The organism is Xanthobacter variabilis (assembly GCF_043831965.2).
In the GTDB taxonomy this organism is placed as follows: domain Bacteria; phylum Pseudomonadota; class Alphaproteobacteria; order Rhizobiales; family Xanthobacteraceae; genus Xanthobacter.
In genome coordinates this window covers 59,536-80,293 of the sequence record NZ_CM195533.1, presented here as the reverse complement: position 1 = coordinate 80,293, position 20,758 = coordinate 59,536, and the positions used below count along the sequence as shown (strand labels likewise).

Genomic DNA, 20,758 nt, shown 5'->3' with positions numbered 1-20,758 from the left:
CCTGCGCTGGGGGCAAGATGTCTTGGGAGGCCGGCGGCACGCCATGGCCCGCGGTCGATACCGCTCGAGTGGGGCGGATGCGGTCGCACTCACGCCTTAACCCAGCCGATCCCGTGCGCGTTGGCTGCAGCGTGGCCGCGGAATGAGCAATGGCGCCGCCCGACGGGGCAGGCCGGTGTGCGGAGCGGAATTTAGGGGGGGCGATGGGCGACAGGGGCACCATGTCCAACCATGCGAGCTCGGAAGCCGATTCTCTGCGATGGCGTGGTGCGCTGCGCTGTCGGCGCCTTCTGACGGCGCCGGGGCGCCACATAGGGAATTTTTCGCATGCCCACGGGAGGTCCGCGGGCATGCCTGGCTCAAGACCGCAGGAAGGTTCGGCGGCGGCTCTGTTCAGGCGGCCGCCGGACCTGCGGTATCAGACCTCTTAAGCTCAGGCTTCCGCCTTGGGCTTCAGGATCTGCCGGCCCTTGTACATGCCGGTCTTGAGGTCGATGTGGTGGGGACGGCGCAGCTCGCCGGAATCCTTGTCTTCCACATACGTGGGCTGCTTCAGCGCGTCGGCCGAGCGGCGCATGCCGCGGCGGGACGGCGAGGTTTTTCTCTTGGGGACGGCCATTGTCCAAACTCCTGAAGACGAGACATCCTAAGACAGGTCTCGCCCACTGCGGCGGTTCGCGCGAGCCTCTGCGAAACCTCTTCTTATCTGAAGGCGCGCCTTATACAGGCTCTTGAGCCGGAGCGGAAGCCCCCGGCGAGAGGCTTTGTGGTCACGCATCCTTCAAGGAGGCGCCTCAACAATGCCTACTTGCCAGTCAAGGAGAGCTGAGCAAGGGTGCGCGCCGTTATGGGGTGCACCCCAATCCCCGAGGAAACCGGACCCATGAAGCGTTCCGTCCACACCGCGGCCCTTGCGGCTGCCCTTGCCTCGTCCGTCGCTTTCGTTTCCCTTTCCGGTCCGGTTTTCGCCCAGTCGGCGGCTCCGGCGGCTGCCCCGGCTCCGGCCGCGAAGGCGGATGCCGACCCGGTGCTGGTGACCGTCAATGGCACGCCTATCCGCGCCAGCGAAGTGGCGATCGCCGCTGAGGATATTGGCCCCGGCCTGCCGCCCCAGATCCAGGGCCCGGCGCGCCAGGACTATGTGCTCTCCTTCCTGACGGACATGACGCTGCTGGCCCAGGCCGCCGAGGCGCAGAAGCTGGACCAGACCCCGGCCTTCAAGGAGCGCCTGGATTATCTGCGCGCCAAGGCCCTCATGGAAGCGCTGATGACCCAGGAGGCCAAGAAGGCGCTGTCCGACGAGCTGAAGCACAAGACCTATGACGAGTTCGTGAAGTCTTCTTCCGCCGAGGAGGAGGTCCACGCCCGCCATATTCTTGTGGATGACGAGGCCAAGGCCAAGGAAATCGCCAAGAAGGCCAAGGCCGGCGAGGACTTCGCCAAGCTCGCCAAGGAATATTCCAAGGATGGCGCCGACGATGGCGGCGACCTCGGCTATTTCACGAAGGACCAGATGGTGCCGGAGTTCGCCGACGCCGCCTTCAAGCTCGACAAGGGGCAGGTCTCCGATCCGGTGAAGAGCCAGTTTGGCTGGCACGTCATCAAGATCGAGGACAAGCGCACCAAGCCGGTGCCCACCTATGAGCAGGTGGAGCCGCAGCTTGAGCAGTATCTGACCCGCAAGGCCCAGGCCGATCTCGTCACCAAGCTGCGCAGCGAGGCCAAGGTGGACAAGGCGGCCCCCGCCGCCGGCACGCCCGCTCCGGCGGCTACCCCGGCGCCCGCCGCTCCGGCGAAGAACTGAGCTCCCGCTCACCGGAAAGAGGCGCTTCGGCGCCTCTTTTTGTTTGGGGTCGCGCCCCGCGAAGTTGGGGCTTGGTTCGCTCACGCGCCGGGGTTTGGGAAAGCGGGACTGCTCCCGCCTTCCGCATGCGTCACATGGCTTCCAGTTCCTCGCGGGCCTGGGAGGCGAGGGCGGTGGCGGTGAGCAGCTTGTCTTCCGCAGAATCATGCACCAGCGCGTCGAAGCTTTTCGCCAGGGCGGCGCATACGCCCAGGGCACTGACCTTTTCCCGGACGTCGCCGCTCCATTTGAAGTCCACGGCCACGTCCCGGCCGTCCAAGGCGGCTTTCAGGTTCGGCAGGGCTTCAAGGTCGGCATCCACATCATGGAAGCGGATGGTGAAGCCGGCATCCTCCCCGTCCAGGGTGCAGGGCAGGTAGCCGGAGGACTTCAGCGGCACATAGCCGTCATCAAGGGTAAGCTTGAGCTTCAGCGCGTCGAGCGCCGGCTGCAGGGCATCGCGCGCGGGCACATCGGCGCGGCGCAGAAACGCGGTAAGGGAACGGGCCATGACGGCTCCTTCGACAAAGACCAGAAACATAAGCGGCGAACCGCATCTGAAACCCGGTCAGTGTAAGGCGCGCGCCATGGGCGGGAAAGGGCGTGGCGGGCACGCAGGCGGCCCGCCACGCGAAAGCGGCGATCAGGCGCGGGCGGCGTCCAGCTCGGCGATGATGGCTTCGCCCATGCCCTGGGTGGAGATCACGTCGGCGCCCGGGGTGCGGATATCGGCGGTGCGCTTGCCGGCGTCGAGCACGCCGGAAATGGCGGCCTCGATCCGGTCGGCCACATCGCCCTGGTTGAAGGAGTAGCGCATCGCCATGGCCAGCGAGCCGATCATGGCGATGGGGTTGGCGATGCCCTTGCCGGCGATGTCGGGGGCCGAGCCATGCACCGGCTCATACATGGCCGAGCGCTTGCCGGTGGCGGCGTCCACCGCGCCCAGGGAGGCGGAGGGCAGCATGCCCAGCGAACCGGTGAGCATGGCGGCGATGTCCGACAGCACGTCGCCGAACAGGTTGTCGGTGACGATCACGTCGAACTGCTTGGGCCAGCGCACCAGCTGCATGGCGAGCGAATCGGCCAGGTTGTGCTCCAGCTCCACGTCCTTGTAATCGGCGTCGTGCACCTTTGTGACCACTTCCTTCCACAGTACGCCGGTGCGCATCACATTGTGCTTCTCCGAGGAAGTCACCTTGTTGCGGCGGGTGCGGGCGAGGTCGAAGGCGACGCGGGCGATGCGGTCGATTTCGTAGGTGTCATAGACCTGGGTGTCGATGGCGCGCTTCTGGCCATTACCGAGATCGGTGATGGTCTTGGGCTCGCCGAAATAGACGCCGCCGGTCAGCTCGCGCACAATCAGGATGTCGAGGCCTTCGACCACGTCGCGCTTCAGCGAGGAGGCGTCGGCGAGCGCCGGATAGCAGATGGCCGGGCGCAGATTGGCGAACAGGCCGAGATCCTTGCGCAGGCGCAGCAGGCCGGCTTCAGGGCGCGCCTCATAGGGAACATTGGCCCACTTGGGGCCGCCCACGGCCGCGAGCAGCACCGCGTCCGCCGCCTTGGCGCGATCCATGGCGGCGTCGGTGATGGCCACCTTGTGGGCGTCATAGGCGCTGCCGCCCACCAAGTCTTCCTCGATGGCGAACGAGGCGAGGCCTTCGCGCTCCAGCCAGGCGATGACGCGCTTCACCTCGGCCATCACCTCGGGGCCGATGCCGTCGCCGGCGAGAAGGAGAAGCTTGTGGGTGGCCATGGGATGTTTCCTTCAGCTGTTGCAGGCGAGAGACGCCGGAAACCGGACGCGCCAGGGCGCCGCGGCGGCTCTTCGCCCGGGGAGAACCGGCCGGAGTGCTAGGACTTTAGCGGTGGGAGCGCAAGGCGTCGCCGGGCCGGGCGGCTCCCCATGGGGCGGGCGATGGCGCGCGGACAATCAGCTTGCCTTCCGGCGCCGGCGCCGGCGCGTCGCCACCACGGCGCCCCCCACGATGAGCGCGCAGGCGAGCGCGAGCGAGGCGGTGGGCGCGGCAAAGCCGCCCGCCACCAGCAGCAGGGTGGAGAGCACCGGCGCCGCATAGGAGGCGACCCCGAGAAGCTGCACATCTCCCTTCTTCATGCCGATGTCCCAGGCATAGAAGGCAAGGCCCACCGGCCCCACGCCGAGGGCGATCACCGCGCCCCATTGCAGCGCGTCGGCCGGCCAGATGGTTTCCTCCCACGCCAGGTGGCACAGGCCGGCCAGCAGCGCAGTGACCAGGCAGAAGCCCGCCACCGCGTGGGTAGGCACGTCGGCGAAGCGGCGGGAGGCCACCGAATAGATGGCCCAGATGAAGGCGCAGGCGAACGCCGCCAGATAGCCCGGCACAAAGCGCGCCTCGATGCCGGAGAAGCCGCCTTTGCCCACCAGCAGCACCACCGTTCCGGCAAAGCCCATGCCGGCTCCCAGCACATGGGCTCGGGTGAGGCCGCCCCCGGGCAGGGTAGCCGAGAGCAGCACGATGAGCAGCGGCCAGAGATAATTGATGAGGCCCGCTTCCGCCGGCGGCGCCAGCTTCAGCGCCGCGAAGTACAGGAAGTGGTAGCCGAACAGCCCGCCCACCCCGTGCACATAGGCCATGGGTCGCTGCGCCAGCACCTTCAGCCCTGGCCCGGCGATGGCCGCCCCCAGCCCCACCAGCCCGCCAATGCCGAAGGTGAGGGCGGTGAGCAGGAAGGCGGGCACCTGCCCGGTGGCGGCCGTGAACAGCGCCAGCGTCGCCCACAGTGCGATAGCGACAAGACCGATGCGGGTGGCGGTGGCGGGCGGCATGTCAGGCTCGGCAGGTTCGTGGCGGGCGGCTCGCCCGCGGCGGGGGCGTGTTCATGGTGTGGGATGCTCGAATGCCCGGATCAACCGATATTCACGCGGCAACGGCGCGGCGGCCGGTGCCCTTCATCTCCCGCGTGTGGGTAAGGGATGAGGCGGTGCGAGCCGGGTCGAAGGGGTGCCTCAGAGGAGCGATGGCCGTTTGAGGCTGTGCCTTTCGCCCCGGTGCAGCATTTCGGACTTCTTGCATCCTTGCCCCCAACCCTCCTCCGCAAGCGGGGAAGGGCGCGCGCCGGAGAGGAGCGCGCTCTTGCGTATGATACCTCTTCCTCGCCGGTCGCCAATCCCGCCTGCCGGAGGGGCGGCGGTGTCGGGGCGGCAGCGCGCGCTCCATACCCGGAGGCTGCGCTTCCCCGTTTCCGTTCTGCGGGATCTGCCTCCGGCGAAGGAGACGCTTCAGGGCCCCAGCAGATCGATGAGCGGCGGAATCAGCGGCTCGTCGGCCGGGGGCATGGCCAGCTCGCGCAGCTTGCCGGGGCGTACCCATTTGAGGTCCTGGTGCTCCTTGCGGAGCACCGGGCCTTCCCAGCGCCGGCAGATCCACAGGGGCATCAGCAGGTGGAAATCCGGATAGGAGTGGCTGGCGAAGGTGAGAGGGGCAAGGCAGGCCTCCTTCACCGTGATGCCGAGCTCTTCGTCCAGCTCGCGGATGAGCGTCTGCTCGGGCCGCTCGCCGGGTTCGATCTTGCCGCCGGGAAACTCCCACAGGCCCGCCAGCGACTTGCCTTCCGGGCGCTGGGCCACCAGCACCCGGTTGTCGGCGTCGATGAGGGCGCAGGCCACCACCAGGGTGATCTTCACGAGCGATAGTCCCCGTTGATGGCGACATATTCCTTGGTGAGGTCGCAGGTGAGAACCCGGTCGGAGCCACGGCCGAGGCCGATGTCCACGGTGAGGTCGATCACCGGATTCTTCATGTATTGCGACACCACGGCCTCGTCATAATCGGGGTCGCGCGCGCCCTCATGGGCAACACGATTGTCGCCGAAGGAGATGGTGAGCAGGTCGCGCTCGGCGGGCTCGCCGGCCTTGCCCACGGCCATCACCACGCGGCCCCAATTGGCGTCCTCGCCGGCCACCGCGGTCTTCACCAAAGGCGAATTGGCGATGGACATGGCGATGCGCCGCGCCGACTTCTTGGAGACGGCGCCATTCACCTGCACCCGCAGCAGCTTGCGGGCGCCTTCGCCATCGCGGGCCACCTGCTCGGCCAAGTCGCCCAAGAGGTCGAACAAGGCGCGGCGGAAGGCCTTCAGGCGCGGATCGTCGATATCCTTGATGCGCGGCGCACCGCGCTCCTCCGCCATGCCGGTGGCGAACAGTAGCAGGGTGTCGGAGGTGGAGGTGTCGCCATCCACCGTGACCGCGTTGAAGCTGTCCTTCACGCCCTTGGACAGCAGCTTCTGCAGCACGTCGGCGGCGATGGGCGCGTCGGTGAAGACGAAAGAGAGCATGGTGGCCATGTCCGGCGCGATCATGCCGGCGCCCTTGGCAATGCCGTTGATGCGCACCGGCACGTCATCCAGCAGCACCTCGGCGGTGGCCAGCTTGGGGAAGGTGTCGGTGGTCATGATGGCGCGGGCGGCGTCCATCCAGGGGAAGTCCACCAGCCGGCCGGCGGCCTCGGTCAAGGCGGGCTCGAACTTGGTGGCGTCCAGCGGCTCGCCGATGACGCCGGTGGACGCCAGGAACACCTCATTGGTCTTGCAGCCCAGCTTCACCGCCGCGATTTCCGCGGTGAGCTTGGTGGCCTCGCGGCCCAGCTTGCCGGTGAAGGCGTTGGCATTGCCCGAATTCACCACCAGCGCGCGCGCCTTGCCCTTCTTCAGCAGGTCGCGGCACCACTCCACCGGCGCCGAGGGGCACAGGGAACGGGTGGTGACGCCGGCCACCGTGGTGCCCGGCACGAACGACATGAGCAGCACGTCGGTGCGCCCCTGATAGCGGATGCCGGCCGCCGCCGTGGTGAAGACCACGCCGGGCACGGGCAGAAGCTGGGGCACGAACTGGGGCGCGAGAGGCGAGATGGACGACGACATGGAGCGATCCCCGCAAGAGGCCCGTCCCCCGCCGAGCCGGCGGATCGGGGCGGTCTCCTCAGATCAGTTTGGGCCTGAGCCCTGGAACCGGGATGCGGCTTTGCGCCTTTCGGCCGGCCGGCACCCGCGGCGCTCTTCGTGTGCCGCAGGCGGCGGGTGCTGGCAAGGGGGATGGGCGGGGGTATGATATGCGTCGACACGCGCGCGGGTTGTCGCGGCGCGGTTTTTCGTCGGCTCTGCAGCGCCGGGCCGGGGGGCTGCTAAGCGGTCGTGGCGGGGTTGGCGGCCGGACGGCTTCAGCTTTTCCGGGTGGCACTGAAGCCGTCTGTTTTTGTTTGTACGCGTTTCATTCACGCGTACCGGCGCCCCCTTCGCTCGGAAGCGTTCTAGATGCGCGGGACGATGATGAGCCGCTCCACGGGCTTGCCGCCCAGCAGGTGGGATTCGACGATCTCGTCGATGTCCTCGGGGGTCTTGGGCGTGTACCAGATCCCCTGGGGATAGACGACCATGATGGGCCCCGCCGAGCAGAAGCTCAGGCAGCCCGAGGCGGTCATGGCGATGTCGCGCCGGCCGGAGGCCTCCAGCTTCTTGCCCAGGCGGTCCCACAGCGGCTGGGCGCCATTGGCGCCGCAGGAGCCGCGCGGATGCTGCGGCGGGCGCTGGGTGAAGCAGCAGAAGACATGGTGCGTGTAGACCTGGGGAATCTCCAGGGCTTCAACGCTTTCGGCAACATCGGACATGGCGGCTCTTTGGATTGAGGACGCGGAGCCTGGAGCCATTCAAAATCCGTGCCGCTGGATCTAAAAATTGAGATACATCAAATTTTCCAACGCTTTGCTCAATGCTTCCGCTTGCTCTTTCTGGCCTTGCGGAACAGGGGCTGGAGGAAGTGCGACAGGCTGGTTGTCGCGTTGTGCCAGATCCCACCCCCCCAAGACGCGAACGGCCGGGCGTTGGCCCGGCCGTCACGTGTCGCGAGCTGCCGCGGGGGTCAGCGCCCAACGAACACCTCATCCAGCTTGCCGCCTGAGGCGAAGTGATCGGCCTGGGCCTTGCTCCAGCCGCCGAACACGTCCTCCACCTTCACCAGCCGCACCGGCGGGAACTGGTCCTTGTACTTGGCGGCGACCTCGGGATTCACCACGCGGTGGAAAGCCTTGGCGGCCACCTCCTGGCCGGCGGGGGAGTAGAGGAACTCCAGATAGGCGGTGGCGGCGGGGCGCGAGCCGCGCTTGTCCACCACCTTGTCGACCACGGCCACCGGGAATTCCGCGAGCAGGCTCACCGAGGGGGTGACGGTCACCAGCTTGCGGTCCGGGTAGAGGTTCTGGATGGCGCGGGTCTCCGCCTCGAAGGTCACCAGAACATCGCCGGTTTCCCGCTCCACGAAGGTGGTGGTTGCGCCACGGCCGCCGGTGTCGAACACCGGAACATTGGCCAGCAGGGCCTTCACGAAGGCATCGGCCTTGGCCGTATCGCCGTTATTCTTCTCCAGCGCATAGGCATAGGCCGCAAGATAGGTATAGCGCGCGTTGCCGGAGGTCTTCGGATTCGGGAAAATGACCTTCACATCCTCACGGACCAGATCAGACCAGTCCTTGATGCCCTTGGGGTTGCCGTCGCGCACCAGGAAAGAGGGGAAAGAATAATAGGGCGAGGCGTTGTTGGGGAACTTCTTCTGCCAGTCCTTGGCGACGAAGCCGGCCTTGGCCAGCACCTCCACGTCGGTCACCTGGTTGAAGGTCACCACATCCGCTTCAAGGCCTTCGAGAATCGCGCGAGCCTGGCGGGAGGAGCCGGCGTGGCTCTGGTTCACGGTCAGCTGCTGGCCGGTCTTGTCCTTCCACAGGGGCACGAACAAGGCGTTCTCGGCGGCGAAGAGCTCCCGCGCGATGTCGTACGAGACGTTGAGGATGGAGTCCGGGCCACTGGCCGGCTGTGCCGACTGGGCAAAACCCGGACCCACGCTGCCCGCGATGGCCGCTCCCATGGCGCCGGACAGCACCGAGGCGAGGAAGGTGCGGCGGTGGATCATCTGGGGCTCCTTTTCACTCAAAAATACGTGCGAAATCACATTCCACTTTTTCAATCGATATCATGTCAGAAAATGCATGTGAACTGAAAATATATACCAATAATATACGTGAAATAGGTGTGTGGGTGCTGCCTTCCCCACCGAGAGCGGGGAAGGGGCGATGCGCGTCGTTTCAGTCCCGGTCTTCGTGGGCCAGGTTGCGGAAGTGCCCCTTGACCTGAAGGAAGGCGAGCAATGCCAGGCCCGGCAGGCCGGCAAGGGTGGTGATGATGAAGAAGAGGGGCCAGCCCGTCGCCTCGGCGATGAAGCCCCCGCCCGAGGCGAGGAAGGTGCGGCCGACGGCGGTCAGGGCGGTGAGCAGCGCATATTGGGTGGCGGTGTGGCTGCGCGCCCCGCACAGGGCGGAGAGGTAGGCCACGAAGATCACCGTGCCGATGGCGCCGGTGAAATTTTCCACCACGATGGTGCCCGTGAGCGCCGCCACGTTCACGCCGATCAGCGCCTGGGCGGTGAAGGCGAGGTTGGACACCATCTGGAGAATGCCGCCCACCCACAGGCAGGTGGCGAGCGGCAAAGCGCGCGCGATGAAGCCGCCGGCGAACCCGCCCAGCAGCGCGGCGATGAGGCCCACGCCCTTCACGATGCCCGCATAGGTCGCCTTGTCGAAGCCGATGGAGATGACGAACGGGGCGGTCAGCACGCCGGCAAAGGCATCGCAGAATTTATAGAGCAGCACGAATAGCAGGATCACCAGCGCCTGATCGCGGGCCATGAACTCGCTGAACGCCCCGACCGCGGTGCTGGCCACGCGGGCCATCGCCCCCACGCCCTCCTCGCGCAGGGGGGCGGCGGGCTCGCGGGCCATGAAGGTGGCGATCATGCCCACCACCACGAAGGCCGCGGCCGCCACATAGCCCCAGAACCATACATCGGCCCGCACCGCGCCGCGCGACTCGAGGAAAGCCACCAGGGCGATGACGCCGGCCCCCGACACCAGCATGCCGATGCGATAGGCGGCCACATAGCCGGCCATGCCGGCGGCCTGCTCCGAGGTGTCGAGCCGCTCCACGCGGAAGGCATCCACCACGATGTCCTGGGTGGCGGAGATGGTGGCCACCAGCAGGGCGCCCAGGGCCACCATGAACGGCGAGGCCAAGGGATCCTGCGCGCCGAGGAAGAGGATGCCGGCCATGAGGGCGAGCTGGGTGGCGAACAGCCAGCCGCGCCGCCGGCCCAGAAGGCGCGAGAGCACCGGCACGTCGAGCGCATCCACCAGGGGCGCCCAGAGGAATTTCAGCGTGTAGGGCAGGCCCACCAGGGAGAACAGGCCGATGCTGCCCAGGCTGACACCCGATTCCGTCATCCACACCGAGAGGGTGGTGCCGGTGAGGGCCAGCGGCAGGCCGGAGGAGAAGCCGAGCAGGATCACCACCAGCACGCTCGGGCGCGCATAGACGGTGATGGCGTCGAGGATGGAGCGCCGCGCGCCGGGCGTCGAGGAGGCGGTGTCGTCGCTCATGGGGGTCCACGCGAAGTTCGGTTCGGTTGCTCACGCCGCGATGGCGTCGCCATCCACGCTGTCGGGAGGGGAGTGAACACCGCGGCCCGTTAAGAAAATGTCCCCGCTTTTCGCGCGGTGTCTGTGCCGGCAGGAGCTCGGCGAGGCAAGTGGAGCAGCAAGGCGAGCGGATCAACGAGGCAAGTGGCATTAAGCCGGGCAGAGGCGCGCGCCGACGGCGCCTTCCTGCACTCATTGCCGGTTCGTGTCCGGCGGCGGCGTGCGCGCGAAGCTCTGGGGCCGCGCCCCCCTTCTCACGGGCGCAAGGCGCCGGAGGCCTGATCCGGCAGGCAGCAACATGCGCCGCAGAGAAAGTGTCTCAGGTTTGGGGCTGCGTCCACAGGCCGGTCTCGACCTTGGAGACGGCGATCACGGCCTGGGTGCGGCTTTCCACGCCCAGCTTCTGCAGGATGGCGGAGACATGGGCCTTCACGGTGGCCTCGGACACGGAGAGCTCGTAGGCGATCTGCTTGTTCAGCCGTCCCTCGGCCAGCATCATCAGCACCCGCACCTGCTGCGGGGTGAGGGTGGCGAGGCGGGCGATGATGACATCCGTTTCCCCGTCGCTGCCTGCGCCCAGGGTGATGTCCGGCGGCACGAAGGCCTCGCCCTTCAGCACCTCGGAGATGGCTTCGCGCATCTGCCGGGTGTCCATGGTTTTCGGAATGAAGCCGGAGGCGCCGAGATCGAGGCAGCGACGGATGACCGCCGGCTCCTCATTGCCGGAGACCACCACCACCGGCAGCGCCGCATATTGCGCGCGCAGATAGATGAGGCCGGAAAAGCCGCGCGCACCCGGCATGGTCAGGTCCAGCAGCACGAGGTCGAAGTCGGCGTCGCGTTCCAGCAGGGCCGTGAGCTCGTCGAAGGTGCCCACCTCCAGGATGGTGGCGCGGGGATGATGGCTCAGCACCGCTTCCTTCAGGGCGCCGCGGAACAGCGGGTGGTCGTCGGCGATGACGAGACGCAATTCACTTCCGGCGGCTTCTCCCAATTCATCCTCCCTGGAAGCTGGTGCGTTCTCGCCCGGTCCTGGACACATTATTCCCGCTCGCCCGCCGCCCACGCAACGAATCGTCGTTTACGATCATCAATCCATGGCGATGCTGTGGCAAGCGTCAGCCTGGCGTCATTGTACATCCAGAGAACGCCAATACCACTTCACGTCGGTGTTGGGTATGGCGGTGCTCGATCAGGTAGAGGCCCTGCCAGGTGCCCAGCGCCAGGCTGCCGCGGCTCACCGGGATGGCGAGGCTGACCCCGCTGAGCAGGGTGCGGATGTGGGCGGGCATGTCGTCCGGCCCCTCCATGTCATGCACCCAGCCCCCATTCTGCGGGGCCAGCCGGTCGAGGGCGGTGAGCAGGTCGCGCTGCACGTCGGAGTCAGCATTTTCCTGGATTGTCAGGGATGCAGAGGTATGCCGGCAGAAGGCCGTGAGCACCCCGTCGCGGGCGCCGATCTCGGTCAGGAACGCGGCCGCCTCGCGGGTGATGTCGGTGAAGCCCTCGCCGCTGGTGGTGATGGCGAGGCGGCATTCGGCGTGGGTATCGAGGGGGCTGATGCGAGCCGGAGAACGGTTGAGACGGGACATTGGCACATGCCTGTACTGCGGCGGATGCGGGTCTGTATTGCCTCCCGGCGTCCAGCCTGCAACCTTGGCCGCGCACCGCCGCCCGACGGCGGAATCAAACGAACGTGACGCCCGAGCCAGGACCTCCCCCGATGTCGAAGCTTGTTCTCGATTCAGCGGTGTTCTCCAATACCGCCGTTGCCCCCGACACGCGCATGGTGAATGACGCCATCGTCAAGACGATGTTGGCGATGCCGGAGCGCTGGAATGTGCCTCTGCCCCAGGTGCGGGCGGCCCGGCTGGCGGGCAAGGGGGCGTTTCCCCTGCCGCCGGAGAGCAAGCGCGCCCATGTGGAAGTCCTGCCCGGGCCGCGCGGCCCCATTCCCGTGCGCGTGCTGATGCCGGATGGGGCGCCGCGCGGTGTTTACCTCCACATTCATGGCGGCGGCTGGACCCTGGGTTCGGCGCGCGAGAACGAGAACCTGACCGACCGCATCGCCGCCCGCTGTGGCCTTGCGGTGATCTCCGTGGATTATCGTCTGGCGCCAGAGGAGCCCTATCCCGCCGGTCCTGACGACTGCGAGGCCGCGGCCCTGTGGCTGGTGAACGAGGCGCAGAATCGGTTCGGCACCACGCGGCTCGCCATCGGCGGCGAATCGGGCGGGGCGACGCTGGCCGTCACCACTTTGGTGCGCCTGCGTGATCGCCACGGCCTCACGCCCTTCTCGGCGGCTAACCTCACCGCCGGCTGCTATGACCTGCGGCTCACGCCCTCCGTGCGCAATTGGGGTGACCTGCCGCTGGTCATCAACCGCAGCGATGTGGAGCGCTTCGTTGAGAATTACCTGCGCCTGGAGGGGCGGGCCGGGGATCCTGATGTCTCGCCGCTGCTCGCCAACCTGAAGGGTTTGCCCAAGGCGCTGTTCACCGTGGGCACGCGAGACCCGCTGCTGGATGACACGCTGTTCATGGCCAATGCCTGGCTCGCCGCGGGCAATGGCGCCGCGCTCGATGTCTATCCCGGCGGCTGCCATGTCTTCATCGGCTTTCCCGGCACGCTCACCGACCAGGCACTGAAGAAGGCAGATGCCTTCCTCAGCGATTTCTGACACGCCGCAAGCCGGCCGCCGGGGGGCGCGTCAGAGCGTCTCGCCTTTGTCGGGGCCGGTCAGCTCGTCGATCATCTGCCGCAGGCGGCGGTAGAAATGGGTGGCGTAGTCGAACGCCTTGTCGAGATCAGAGGGCTCGCCTCCCGCCTGCGGGGGATTGGCCTTCGGGGCGCCGCCTTGCGCCGGGGCACCCTGCTTCAGGGCGGCGATTTCCGCCTGGAGACGGGCGATCTCCGCTTCATAGGCGTCGCGGGTGTCCGGCACGGCGGTGCAGGTGAAGCCGGTGGCGTCCTTGGCGCAGCGGGAAACCTTGCCGGTCTGGGTGTCGATCTTGAGGGCGCCGCCGTCCACCGGCACGAGGGCGAACCGCGCCTGGGGCGCGGCGGGCGCCGGCTCCTGGGCGGTCGTCTGGGCCGCCGCCGAAAGGCCGGACGCGGTGAGCGCAAGGACGGTGAGCGCGACGGAACGGGCGAGCATCGTCATCAGGTCTCCTCGGGCCCATCTTGCCGGCGCTGGATGCCGGTTTGCGTGAAATCATGCAGACGCCAGCGCCTGCCGCAAGGTGAAGCCTCGGCGCGTTCTGCGATGAGAGCCCCGGCTTGCGGGCCGCGGTTCTACTGTTGATCCTTCCCCCGGATCAGGGCCGAAGCGGGGCGTGCCCCATGGGCGCGCATTCCCGCTGCTGCCCTGTCTCTCAGCTCAGGTCGGAGCGGAAGGGGGCGCGGCCGCTGGCGAGGGCGTCGTCCAGCAGCTCGATTCGATCCTGGCCCCAGAACACCTCTCCGTCGAGCACATAGGCCGGCGCGCCGAACACATCGGCGGCAAGGGCCCGATCGCGATTGGCGAGATAGGCGGTGCCGGCGGCCTCGCCGCCTGCCGCGCTCACCAGCTCGGCCCCGGGCAGCCCGGCGGCGTCGGCGACGCTGGCGATGACTTGCGGGTCGCTGAGGTCGCGCTGCTGCTGCCACACGGCGGAGAACAGGCCGGCCAGCAGATCGTTTACCGCGTGGCCCGCCTGGCCGGCGGCGATGACGGTGCGGTCCGCCAGGGTGGGGTCGAACGGCCAGAAGGCCGGGTGCACGTGAAAATCGATTCCCCGCTTCACGCGCCAGCGCTGAAGCTCAAGGATGCGGTAGCGCTGGCGCTGCGGCGGGCGCTGGGCCAGCGGCAGGCCCCCGGTTTCGGCAAAGACCGGCCCCAGCGAGACCGGCCGCACATCAACCTCGGCGCCGTGGCGCGCCGCCACCGCCATGAAGGGGGCGTGGCCGATGAAGCTCCAGGGACTGATGATGGAGAAATAATAGTCGATGCGCCGTGACATGGGGCCCTCCCTTGGCGCCCCTTATAGCAGCGCTCGAGCGTCTTGGATCGCCCGCCCGTTCGATCGGGCGGAAGGCGGCGGCAGCGCCCGCACGCTTGACAGGGCGTCGTCGTCGTCCTCCATGCTGCGTGCAGGCGCGTGCCGCGTCTCGATGGGGAATGGCATGACCGACAGCAGCATGGCCGCACGCCTTTCGGCGCTGCGGGCCGACCTTGCGAAGGGCCGGCCGGCGGTGGCCGAGCCGGCGCAGGCCGCCGAGCGGCCCGCGTGCGAGCCGCCACCGGAGGCGGTCGCCGCCGGGCTGGACCTTGCCGCCGCCGACGGCTGGGTGAGGGCGCATCCGATCACGGCGGTGGCGCTGTGCCTTGTGGCGGGCGCCGTTGTCGGCGGGCTTTTGAAAAGGGGCAGGGGACGATGAGCGATCTGGACAGCCTGGTGCGGAATGTGCGCGTGCTGCTGCGCGCGGATCTCATCATCGCGGAAATTCATCTGCGTCGCGTGGCGGCGAAGTCCGGCTTTTACGCGGTGGCGGGCGTGGTCGCGGGGTTCGGGCTCGTGATGCTGGGGATTGCCGGCTTTCTCGCCCTCGAAACGCTCTACGGCGCCATCATCGCAGCCGCCATCATGGGCGGTGGAGCGCTGGTGCTGGCGGCTCTGCTGGCGTTGTTGGCGGCGCAGGTGAAGCCGGGCCGCGAGCTCCAGCTTGCCAATGAGGTGCATGCCGCGGCGCTGGCGGCGGTGAACAACGATCTTCAGGTGGCCGGGGCGGGGGTGTCGCGGCTCGCGGCCTTCGTGCGCAACCCGCTCGACACAGCCTTGCCGGCGGTGGCCCTGACCGTGCTCAACACCGTGCTCAAGGGTCTGCGCAAGAAAGACTGAGGGCGGCAAGCTCCCAGCGCCGCGCGGTGCCGGGCGTTCAGCGCGCCGGCTCCTTCTTTTCGGCCTGAGAGCGCGGCTTTCCAGGCATGGCTGCGGGCGTCGAAGGCGGCGCCTGCGCGAGGCCCGACCAATTCGCGAGGATGCGGACATGAGTGATGCGCCCCAATGCCCCCATGCGCAGCGGCCGTCGGAAGCCGGGCCCGGCGCCGAGCCGGCTCGCCCGGTTGAGCACGCATCGGCGCCCGCGTCCGCTGATGGGCCGGCGCTGCGCTGCCCCGTGGACCATGGCGCGGCGATGAATCCGGGCGCGGCCATCCATCCGGGCGCGGCCATGACTCCGGGCTCGAGCATGACTCCGGGCGCCGCGATGCCGCCGCTCACGGCCGCCGACGGCAAGCAGCCGGTGATGCTGTTGACGGGCGCCTCACGCGGGATCGGCCATGCGACGGTGAAGCTGTTCTCGGCCGCCGGCTGGCGCGTCATCACCTGCTCGCGCCAGGCGTTTCCGGAGAAATGTCCCTGGGGCGCGGGGCCGGAGGACCATCTCCAGGTGGACCTGTCGAGCCCGGCCAGCACCCTCGCCGCCATAGATGAGGTGAAGCGCCGCCTGCCCGACGGCATGCTCCACGCGCTGGTGAACAATGCCGCCATCTCGCCCAAAGGGGAGGGCGGATCGCGCCTCGGCACCCTCGACACGGACCTGGAAACCTGGGTGGACGTGTTCCAGGTGAACTTCTTCGCGCCCATCATCCTGGCGCGGGGGCTGGCGGCGCAGCTGGAGAAGGCGAAGGGCTCGGTGGTGAACGTCACCTCCATCGCCGGCTCGCGGGTGCACCCCTTCGCGGGGGCGGCCTATGCCACTTCCAAGGCGGCCCTGGCGGCGCTGACGCGCGAGATGGCCTCCGACTTCGGCCGGCGGGGCATCCGGGTGAACGCCATCGCCCCTGGCGAAATCGACACCTCCATCCTCTCTCCGGGCACCGAAAAGATCGTGGCGCAGATCCCCATGCAGCGGCTCGGTACGCCGGAGGAAGTGGCGAAGATCATCTATGTGCTGTGCACGGACATCTCGTCCTACCTGAACGGGGCCGAGATCCACATCAATGGCGGCCAGCACGTCTGACGCCGGCCGGTGTGATCGCCCCTCCGCGCCACGCGAGGGGTACGGCTGCCTCCGGGCCCCGGCCGTGAGCCCTTGGCCCAGGGGCACGAGCATATTGGCGGATCCGAGCGCCGGGCTGCCGGCATGAGCCTCCGCCGGCTGGCCTGTCTTCGTGGCCTGTCTTCGTGGTCTTACGCGCTTCCTTTACGCGAACCGATTCCCACTTCGCTCGGAAGCGCTATCCGGATCGCGAAAAGCCCCCGGCCCGGGCGGGCGGGGGCAAATACGCACCGTCCGGCGCCCGAAGGCGCCGTCCGGAACGACAGGAACGAGGCAGGAGAGGCCCGCCAGGGCCCCTTCCGGAGGTCGCCTGCTCAGGCGGCCTGCTTCTTGGGCTGCACTTCGGCCGTGTAGGCGTCCATGAGCTGGTGGGTGATGCCCGACGGGGTGAAGCGCCAGTCGGCGATGCCGCCCACCGGGGTCACCTCGGCCGCCGTGCCGGTGACGAAGCACTCGGTGAAGGTGGCAAGCTCTTCCGGCTTGATGTGGCGCTCGACCACCTCGATGCCGTGGCGACGGGCCAGCTCGATCACCGTCTTGCGGGTGATGCCGTCCAGGAAGCAGTCGGCGATGGGGGTGTGCAGCACGCCATCCTTCACGAAGAAGATGTTGGCGCCGGTGCATTCGGCCACATAGCCGCGATAGTCCAGCATCATGGCGTCGGCGAAGCCGCGGCGCTCGGCGCGGTGCTTGGAGATGGTGCAGATCATGTACAGGCCGGCCGCCTTGGCCTTGCACGGAATGGTCGCCGGATCGGGGCGGCGGAACTCCGCAAGGTCGATATGCAGGCCCTTGATGCGCTGCTCGGGGTCGAAATAGCTCGGCCACTCCCACACGGCGATGGCCATGTGCACCTTGTTGTGCTGCGCGGCGACGCCCAGCGTCTCGCTACCGCGCCAAGCCACCGGGCGCACATAGGCGTTGACCAGGCCGTTCTTGTCGAGCGTCTCCTTCTTGGCGGCGACGATCTCGGTCATGGAATAGGGAATGGTGAAGTCCAGGAGCTCGGCGGAATGGCGCAGGCGCTCGGCATGCTCGATGGATTTGAAGATCTCGCCGCCATAGGCGCGTTCGCCCTCAAACACCGTGCTGGCATAGTGCAGGCCATGGGTGAGCACGTGAATCTTGGCATCCGCCCAGGGCACCATCGCGCCGTCGAACCAGATCCAGCCTTCGTGCTGATCCATGGGGATACCGGGTGCGCTCATTGTCCTTGCTCCTGTTCAGGCCGCGTCGTCCGCGCGGCTTCCTCCCACATTGATCGCCGAAGAGCCTGCCGCTCCTTGCGGAGGCTTGGCGGCGGTCATCCGTGGAAATATCATTACGCCGGCTTCCGAGGGTGGCAACCGGCGGATCGATCGCGTAATGTTCGATCACTCCAATGCTCACTGGCGACCGATCGTTTCGCGAAACTGGTTTCCTACGTAACGATCGCATCGAAAAAGTCAATATGGCTGACATAAACATCGCACTCGCGCCGGCCGATCCCCGCGCGCGCACCGGTCCCGAGGAGATCCGGGATGGCGTGCCGCTGGTTGATCTGATCGAGCTTTTATTCTTCGCCTACAGGGACTTCGTTGGTGATCCGGACGAGATCCTGGCGCCCATCGGGTTTGGCCGCGCTCACCATCGCGTGATCCATTTCGTGAATCGCAACCCCGGTATGCGCGTCACGGACCTGTTGGACATTCTCCAGATCACCAAGCAGAGCCTGGGCCGCGTGCTGCGGGAGCTGGTGGACGAGGGCTTCGTGGAGAGCCGGGCGGGAGCCGCCGACCGGCGCCAGCGCCTTCTTTATCCAACCGAGAAGGCGCAGCAGCTGGCGCGGGATTTCGTCGGCATCCAGAGTCGCCGCATCGCCCGCGCGCTCGATGCCGCCGGCCCTGGCTCGGAAGAGGTCGTGCACCGCTTCCTTCTCGCCATGATTGATCCGGAGGATCGGGCCTCCGTGGAGCGGCTGATTCAGCGCGCCGACCGCATGCGCCGCGCGCGCGGGGGGTGAGGGCCAGGCCACGGGCGGTGCTGCGGGCTTGACGCGGGGCGCGCGCGCCGTGCACAGCCGAGGCAGCGCGTGGCCGGCGCCGTGCCGCGCCGAACCGCCGGCTCGCAGGGGCCGGTGCACGAGGGAGCTCCGTGATGTCCGACCCGACCGCCGAGGCGAGCCCCGAGACCCGTTCGGTCCCGCAATTGCCGGATGACGTGCCCCATCTCCTGGTGGTGGACGACGACAACCGCATCCGCACCCTTTTGTCGCGCCTGCTGGTGGAGAACGGCTACCGCGTCACCACCGCCGCGTCCGCCGCCGAGGCCCGCAGCCGGCTGGAGGGCCTCACCTTCGACCTGCTGGTGCTGGACGTGATGATGCCGGGCGAGAGCGGGGTGGATCTCGCCCGCTCGCTGCGGAAGACGTCCGCCGTGCCCATCCTCATGCTCACCGCCCGCGCTGAGACCGAGGACCGCATCACCGGCCTCGAGGCAGGGGTGGACGACTATCTGGCCAAGCCGTTCGAGCCGCGCGAGCTGCTGCTGCGCATCGGCTCCATCCTCAAGCGGGCCCTGCCGCCGGCGCAAAAGGCTATCGAGAGCGTGCGCTTCGGGGATTTCACCTTCCATCTGGAGCGCGGCGAGCTGACGCGTGACGGCGAGATCGTGCGCCTCACCGAGCGTGAGCGCGACATGCTCCGCACCCTCGCGGAAGAGCCCGGCGAGACGGTGCCGCGCCTGGCGCTGGCCGGCGGCGGTGCGACCAGCGAACGGGCCGTGGACGTGCAGGTGAACCGCCTGCGCCGCAAGCTGGAGCGGGACCCGGCCAATCCGGTCTATCTTCAGACGGTGCGCGGCATCGGCTATCGGCTGGTGGTTACGCCTTGAGCCTCGTGGAAAGCGGCCTGTCGGGCCTCGGCCGCGTCATCGGCCTGCTGCGGGAAGCGAACCACCGTTTCGGTCACTGGTTCAACCGGGTGACGCCGAAGGGGCTTTATCCGCGCTCGCTGCTCATCATCGTCACGCCCATGGTGCTGCTGCAGTCCGTGGTGGCGTTCGTGTTCATGGAGCGGCACTACAATACGGTGACGCGGCGGCTCTCCGCCGCCGTCAGCCAGGACATCGCGGCGGTGGTGGATCTCTATGGGGAGTTGCCGCCCATGGACGACCACGCGGCCCTGCGGCGCATCGCATGGCGGGATCTTCAGCTCAACGTTTCCGTGCTGCCGCCGGACCCGCTGCCGCCGCCGGGGCCGAAGCCCTTCTTCTCGGTGCTCGACAGCGCGCTCTCGCGGGAGATCGGCCGGCGGCTGACACTGCCGTTCTGGATCGACACCGTGGGGCGCTCCAACCTCATCGAGGTGCGGGTGAAGATGAAGGATGCGGTGCTGCGCATCTTTGCTTCGCGCAATACGGCCTATGCCTCCAATTCCCACATCTTCCTCTTGTGGATGGTGGGCACCTCGCTGGTTCTGCTCGCCGTCGCCATCCTGTTCCTGCGCAACCAGATCCGGCCCATCGAAAACCTGGCGGACGCGGCCGAGGCCTTCGGCAAGGGGCGCGATGTGGAGAATTTCCGCCCCCGCGGCGCGCGGGAGGTGCGGCGCGCCTCGGTGGCGTTCCTGGAGATGAAGCGGCGTATCGAGCGGCAGATCGAGCAGCGCACGGCCATGCTGGCCGGCGTCTCCCACGACATGCGCACCATCCTCACCCGCTTCAAGCTGGAATTGGCCTTCCTGCCGGACAATGCCGATACGGCCGCGCTGAAGAAGGATGTGGACGAGCTGCAGGGCATGCTGGAGGCTTACCTGGCCTTCGCGCGCGGGGACACGGGCGAGGCTTCCAGCCTCACCGACATGGGCGCCGTCATCGAGGAGCTGCGGCAGAATGCCGAGCGCGACGGCGCCACCGCCCGCGCCAGCTTCATGGGCCCGCCTCTGGTGGAGGTGAAGGGCGAGCAGCTCAAGCGCTGCATCGGCAATCTCGTGAACAATGCCGTGCGCCACGCCGATACGGTGGAGATTTCCGGCGCCCGCGACGCCCGTTGGCTCATCGTGAACGTGGACGATGACGGCCCCGGCATTCCGGAGGAAAAGCGCGAGGACGTGTTCCGTCCCTTCCTGCGGCTCGATGATGCGCGCAACCAGGACGAGGGCGGCTCCGGCCTCGGTCTTGCCATCGCCCGTGACGTGGCGCGCGTCCATGGCGGCGACATCACCCTGGCCGACAGCCCGCTTGGGGGCCTGCGCGCCACGGTGCGGATCCCGGTTTGAGGCGCGGCGGCCGAGGGGCGGCCAAAGGTGGCCAGGGTCCGCCAAAAGGGGCTAATGCGTCGCCGCGCCGCTTTGCGCCGCCCATTCGGGATGTTGCGTAGCGGCAGGTTGGGGCT

The 20,758-nt window shown here is 67.9% G+C and carries 22 protein-coding genes; 8 read left to right on the top strand and 14 right to left on the bottom strand.

The window, feature by feature from the left end; all coding sequences use genetic code 11:
* Positions 1–433: 433 nt before the first annotated feature.
* The gene (rpmF, locus tag V5F26_RS00355) at positions 434–619 is read right to left on the bottom strand and encodes a 50S ribosomal protein L32 (protein WP_234050893.1); all 186 of its coding nucleotides are present in this window, start codon (positions 617–619) and stop codon (positions 434–436) included.
* A 264-nt stretch (positions 620–883) separates the two neighbouring features.
* On the opposite strand from rpmF, the gene V5F26_RS00350 reads away from it, so the two are divergent.
* Positions 884–1,804 carry a peptidylprolyl isomerase gene (locus V5F26_RS00350; protein WP_234050892.1) on the top strand — a complete coding sequence of 307 codons (921 nt, stop codon included), beginning with the start codon at positions 884–886 and terminating at the stop codon, positions 1,802–1,804.
* A gap of 130 nt (positions 1,805–1,934) precedes the next feature.
* Here V5F26_RS00350 and V5F26_RS00345 read toward each other — a convergent pair whose 3' ends face one another.
* From V5F26_RS00345 to V5F26_RS00300, 10 genes are all read right to left on the bottom strand, one after another.
* Positions 1,935–2,354 carry a hypothetical protein gene (locus V5F26_RS00345; protein WP_394946644.1) on the bottom strand — a complete coding sequence of 140 codons (420 nt, stop codon included), beginning with the start codon at positions 2,352–2,354 and terminating at the stop codon, positions 1,935–1,937.
* A 132-nt stretch (positions 2,355–2,486) separates the two neighbouring features.
* Positions 2,487–3,599, bottom strand: a complete 1,113-nt coding sequence (leuB, locus tag V5F26_RS00340; RefSeq protein WP_234050890.1) for a 3-isopropylmalate dehydrogenase — start codon at positions 3,597–3,599, stop codon at positions 2,487–2,489.
* 177 nt (positions 3,600–3,776) lie between these two features.
* On the bottom strand, positions 3,777–4,652 hold the full coding sequence (yddG, locus tag V5F26_RS00335) for an aromatic amino acid exporter YddG (protein ID WP_394946643.1): 876 nt from the start codon (positions 4,650–4,652) through the stop codon (positions 3,777–3,779).
* Between the two features lie 453 nt (positions 4,653–5,105).
* The gene (gene mutT / locus V5F26_RS00330; protein WP_234050888.1) at positions 5,106–5,510 is read right to left on the bottom strand and encodes an 8-oxo-dGTP diphosphatase MutT; all 405 of its coding nucleotides are present in this window, start codon (positions 5,508–5,510) and stop codon (positions 5,106–5,108) included.
* Positions 5,507–6,748 (bottom strand): bifunctional glutamate N-acetyltransferase/amino-acid acetyltransferase ArgJ, encoded by a 1,242-nt coding sequence (gene argJ, locus V5F26_RS00325; protein ID WP_234050887.1) that lies wholly within the window; start codon positions 6,746–6,748, stop codon positions 5,507–5,509. The genes mutT and argJ overlap by 4 nt, the downstream gene beginning before the upstream one ends.
* Before the next feature lie 386 nt (positions 6,749–7,134).
* On the bottom strand, positions 7,135–7,491 hold the full coding sequence (locus V5F26_RS00320) for a (2Fe-2S) ferredoxin domain-containing protein (RefSeq protein WP_234050886.1): 357 nt from the start codon (positions 7,489–7,491) through the stop codon (positions 7,135–7,137).
* Positions 7,492–7,742: 251 nt separating this feature from the next.
* On the bottom strand, positions 7,743–8,741 hold the full coding sequence (locus V5F26_RS00315; protein ID WP_234051288.1) for a sulfate ABC transporter substrate-binding protein: 999 nt from the start codon (positions 8,739–8,741) through the stop codon (positions 7,743–7,745).
* 217 nt (positions 8,742–8,958) lie between these two features.
* On the bottom strand, positions 8,959–10,305 hold the full coding sequence (locus V5F26_RS00310) for an AmpG family muropeptide MFS transporter (RefSeq protein ID WP_394056287.1): 1,347 nt from the start codon (positions 10,303–10,305) through the stop codon (positions 8,959–8,961).
* Positions 10,306–10,663: 358 nt separating this feature from the next.
* Entirely contained in the window at positions 10,664–11,338 is a 675-nt protein-coding gene (locus V5F26_RS00305; protein ID WP_394946642.1) for a response regulator, read from the bottom strand.
* A gap of 124 nt (positions 11,339–11,462) precedes the next feature.
* Positions 11,463–11,936, bottom strand: coding sequence for a secondary thiamine-phosphate synthase enzyme YjbQ (locus V5F26_RS00300; RefSeq protein ID WP_394056289.1), 474 nt, complete (start codon positions 11,934–11,936; stop codon positions 11,463–11,465).
* Between the two features lie 131 nt (positions 11,937–12,067).
* Between V5F26_RS00300 and V5F26_RS00295 the strand changes: the two genes are divergently transcribed.
* Positions 12,068–13,024 (top strand): alpha/beta hydrolase, encoded by a 957-nt coding sequence (locus V5F26_RS00295; protein WP_234050882.1) that lies wholly within the window; start codon positions 12,068–12,070, stop codon positions 13,022–13,024.
* A gap of 30 nt (positions 13,025–13,054) precedes the next feature.
* On the opposite strand, the gene V5F26_RS00290 is transcribed toward V5F26_RS00295, so the two are convergent.
* Together V5F26_RS00290 and V5F26_RS00285 are read right to left on the bottom strand one after the other, a co-directional pair.
* Positions 13,055–13,507 carry a hypothetical protein gene (locus tag V5F26_RS00290; RefSeq protein ID WP_394946641.1) on the bottom strand — a complete coding sequence of 151 codons (453 nt, stop codon included), beginning with the start codon at positions 13,505–13,507 and terminating at the stop codon, positions 13,055–13,057.
* A 211-nt stretch (positions 13,508–13,718) separates the two neighbouring features.
* Positions 13,719–14,345: a 2-hydroxychromene-2-carboxylate isomerase gene (locus V5F26_RS00285; protein ID WP_394946640.1), complete on the bottom strand. Its 627-nt coding sequence runs from the start codon at positions 14,343–14,345 to the stop codon at positions 13,719–13,721.
* 163 nt (positions 14,346–14,508) lie between these two features.
* Here V5F26_RS00285 and V5F26_RS00280 point away from each other — a divergent pair, with 163 nt between their 5' ends.
* The 3 genes from V5F26_RS00280 to V5F26_RS00270 all read left to right on the top strand — a co-directional run bounded on the left by V5F26_RS00280 (position 14,509) and on the right by V5F26_RS00270 (position 16,347).
* Entirely contained in the window at positions 14,509–14,763 is a 255-nt protein-coding gene (locus V5F26_RS00280) for a hypothetical protein (protein ID WP_394946639.1), read from the top strand.
* On the top strand, positions 14,760–15,224 hold the full coding sequence (locus V5F26_RS00275; protein ID WP_234050878.1) for a hypothetical protein: 465 nt from the start codon (positions 14,760–14,762) through the stop codon (positions 15,222–15,224). The genes V5F26_RS00280 and V5F26_RS00275 overlap by 4 nt, the downstream gene beginning before the upstream one ends.
* A 406-nt stretch (positions 15,225–15,630) precedes the next feature.
* On the top strand, positions 15,631–16,347 hold the full coding sequence (locus V5F26_RS00270) for an SDR family NAD(P)-dependent oxidoreductase (RefSeq protein ID WP_234051287.1): 717 nt from the start codon (positions 15,631–15,633) through the stop codon (positions 16,345–16,347).
* 353 nt (positions 16,348–16,700) lie between these two features.
* On the opposite strand, the gene V5F26_RS00265 is transcribed toward V5F26_RS00270, so the two are convergent.
* Positions 16,701–17,594 (bottom strand): branched-chain amino acid aminotransferase, encoded by an 894-nt coding sequence (locus V5F26_RS00265; protein ID WP_234050877.1) that lies wholly within the window; start codon positions 17,592–17,594, stop codon positions 16,701–16,703.
* Between the two features lie 242 nt (positions 17,595–17,836).
* Here V5F26_RS00265 and V5F26_RS00260 point away from each other — a divergent pair, with 242 nt between their 5' ends.
* The 3 genes from V5F26_RS00260 (at position 17,837) to V5F26_RS00250 (ending at position 20,642) form a co-directional block, all read left to right on the top strand.
* Positions 17,837–18,388 (top strand): MarR family winged helix-turn-helix transcriptional regulator, encoded by a 552-nt coding sequence (locus tag V5F26_RS00260; protein ID WP_234050876.1) that lies wholly within the window; start codon positions 17,837–17,839, stop codon positions 18,386–18,388.
* 134 nt (positions 18,389–18,522) lie between these two features.
* The gene (locus V5F26_RS00255) at positions 18,523–19,257 is read left to right on the top strand and encodes a response regulator (RefSeq protein ID WP_234050875.1); all 735 of its coding nucleotides are present in this window, start codon (positions 18,523–18,525) and stop codon (positions 19,255–19,257) included.
* Positions 19,254–20,642: an ATP-binding protein gene (locus V5F26_RS00250; protein ID WP_370640663.1), complete on the top strand. Its 1,389-nt coding sequence runs from the start codon at positions 19,254–19,256 to the stop codon at positions 20,640–20,642. The genes V5F26_RS00255 and V5F26_RS00250 overlap by 4 nt, the downstream gene beginning before the upstream one ends.
* The last annotated feature ends 116 nt before the right edge of the window (positions 20,643–20,758 follow it).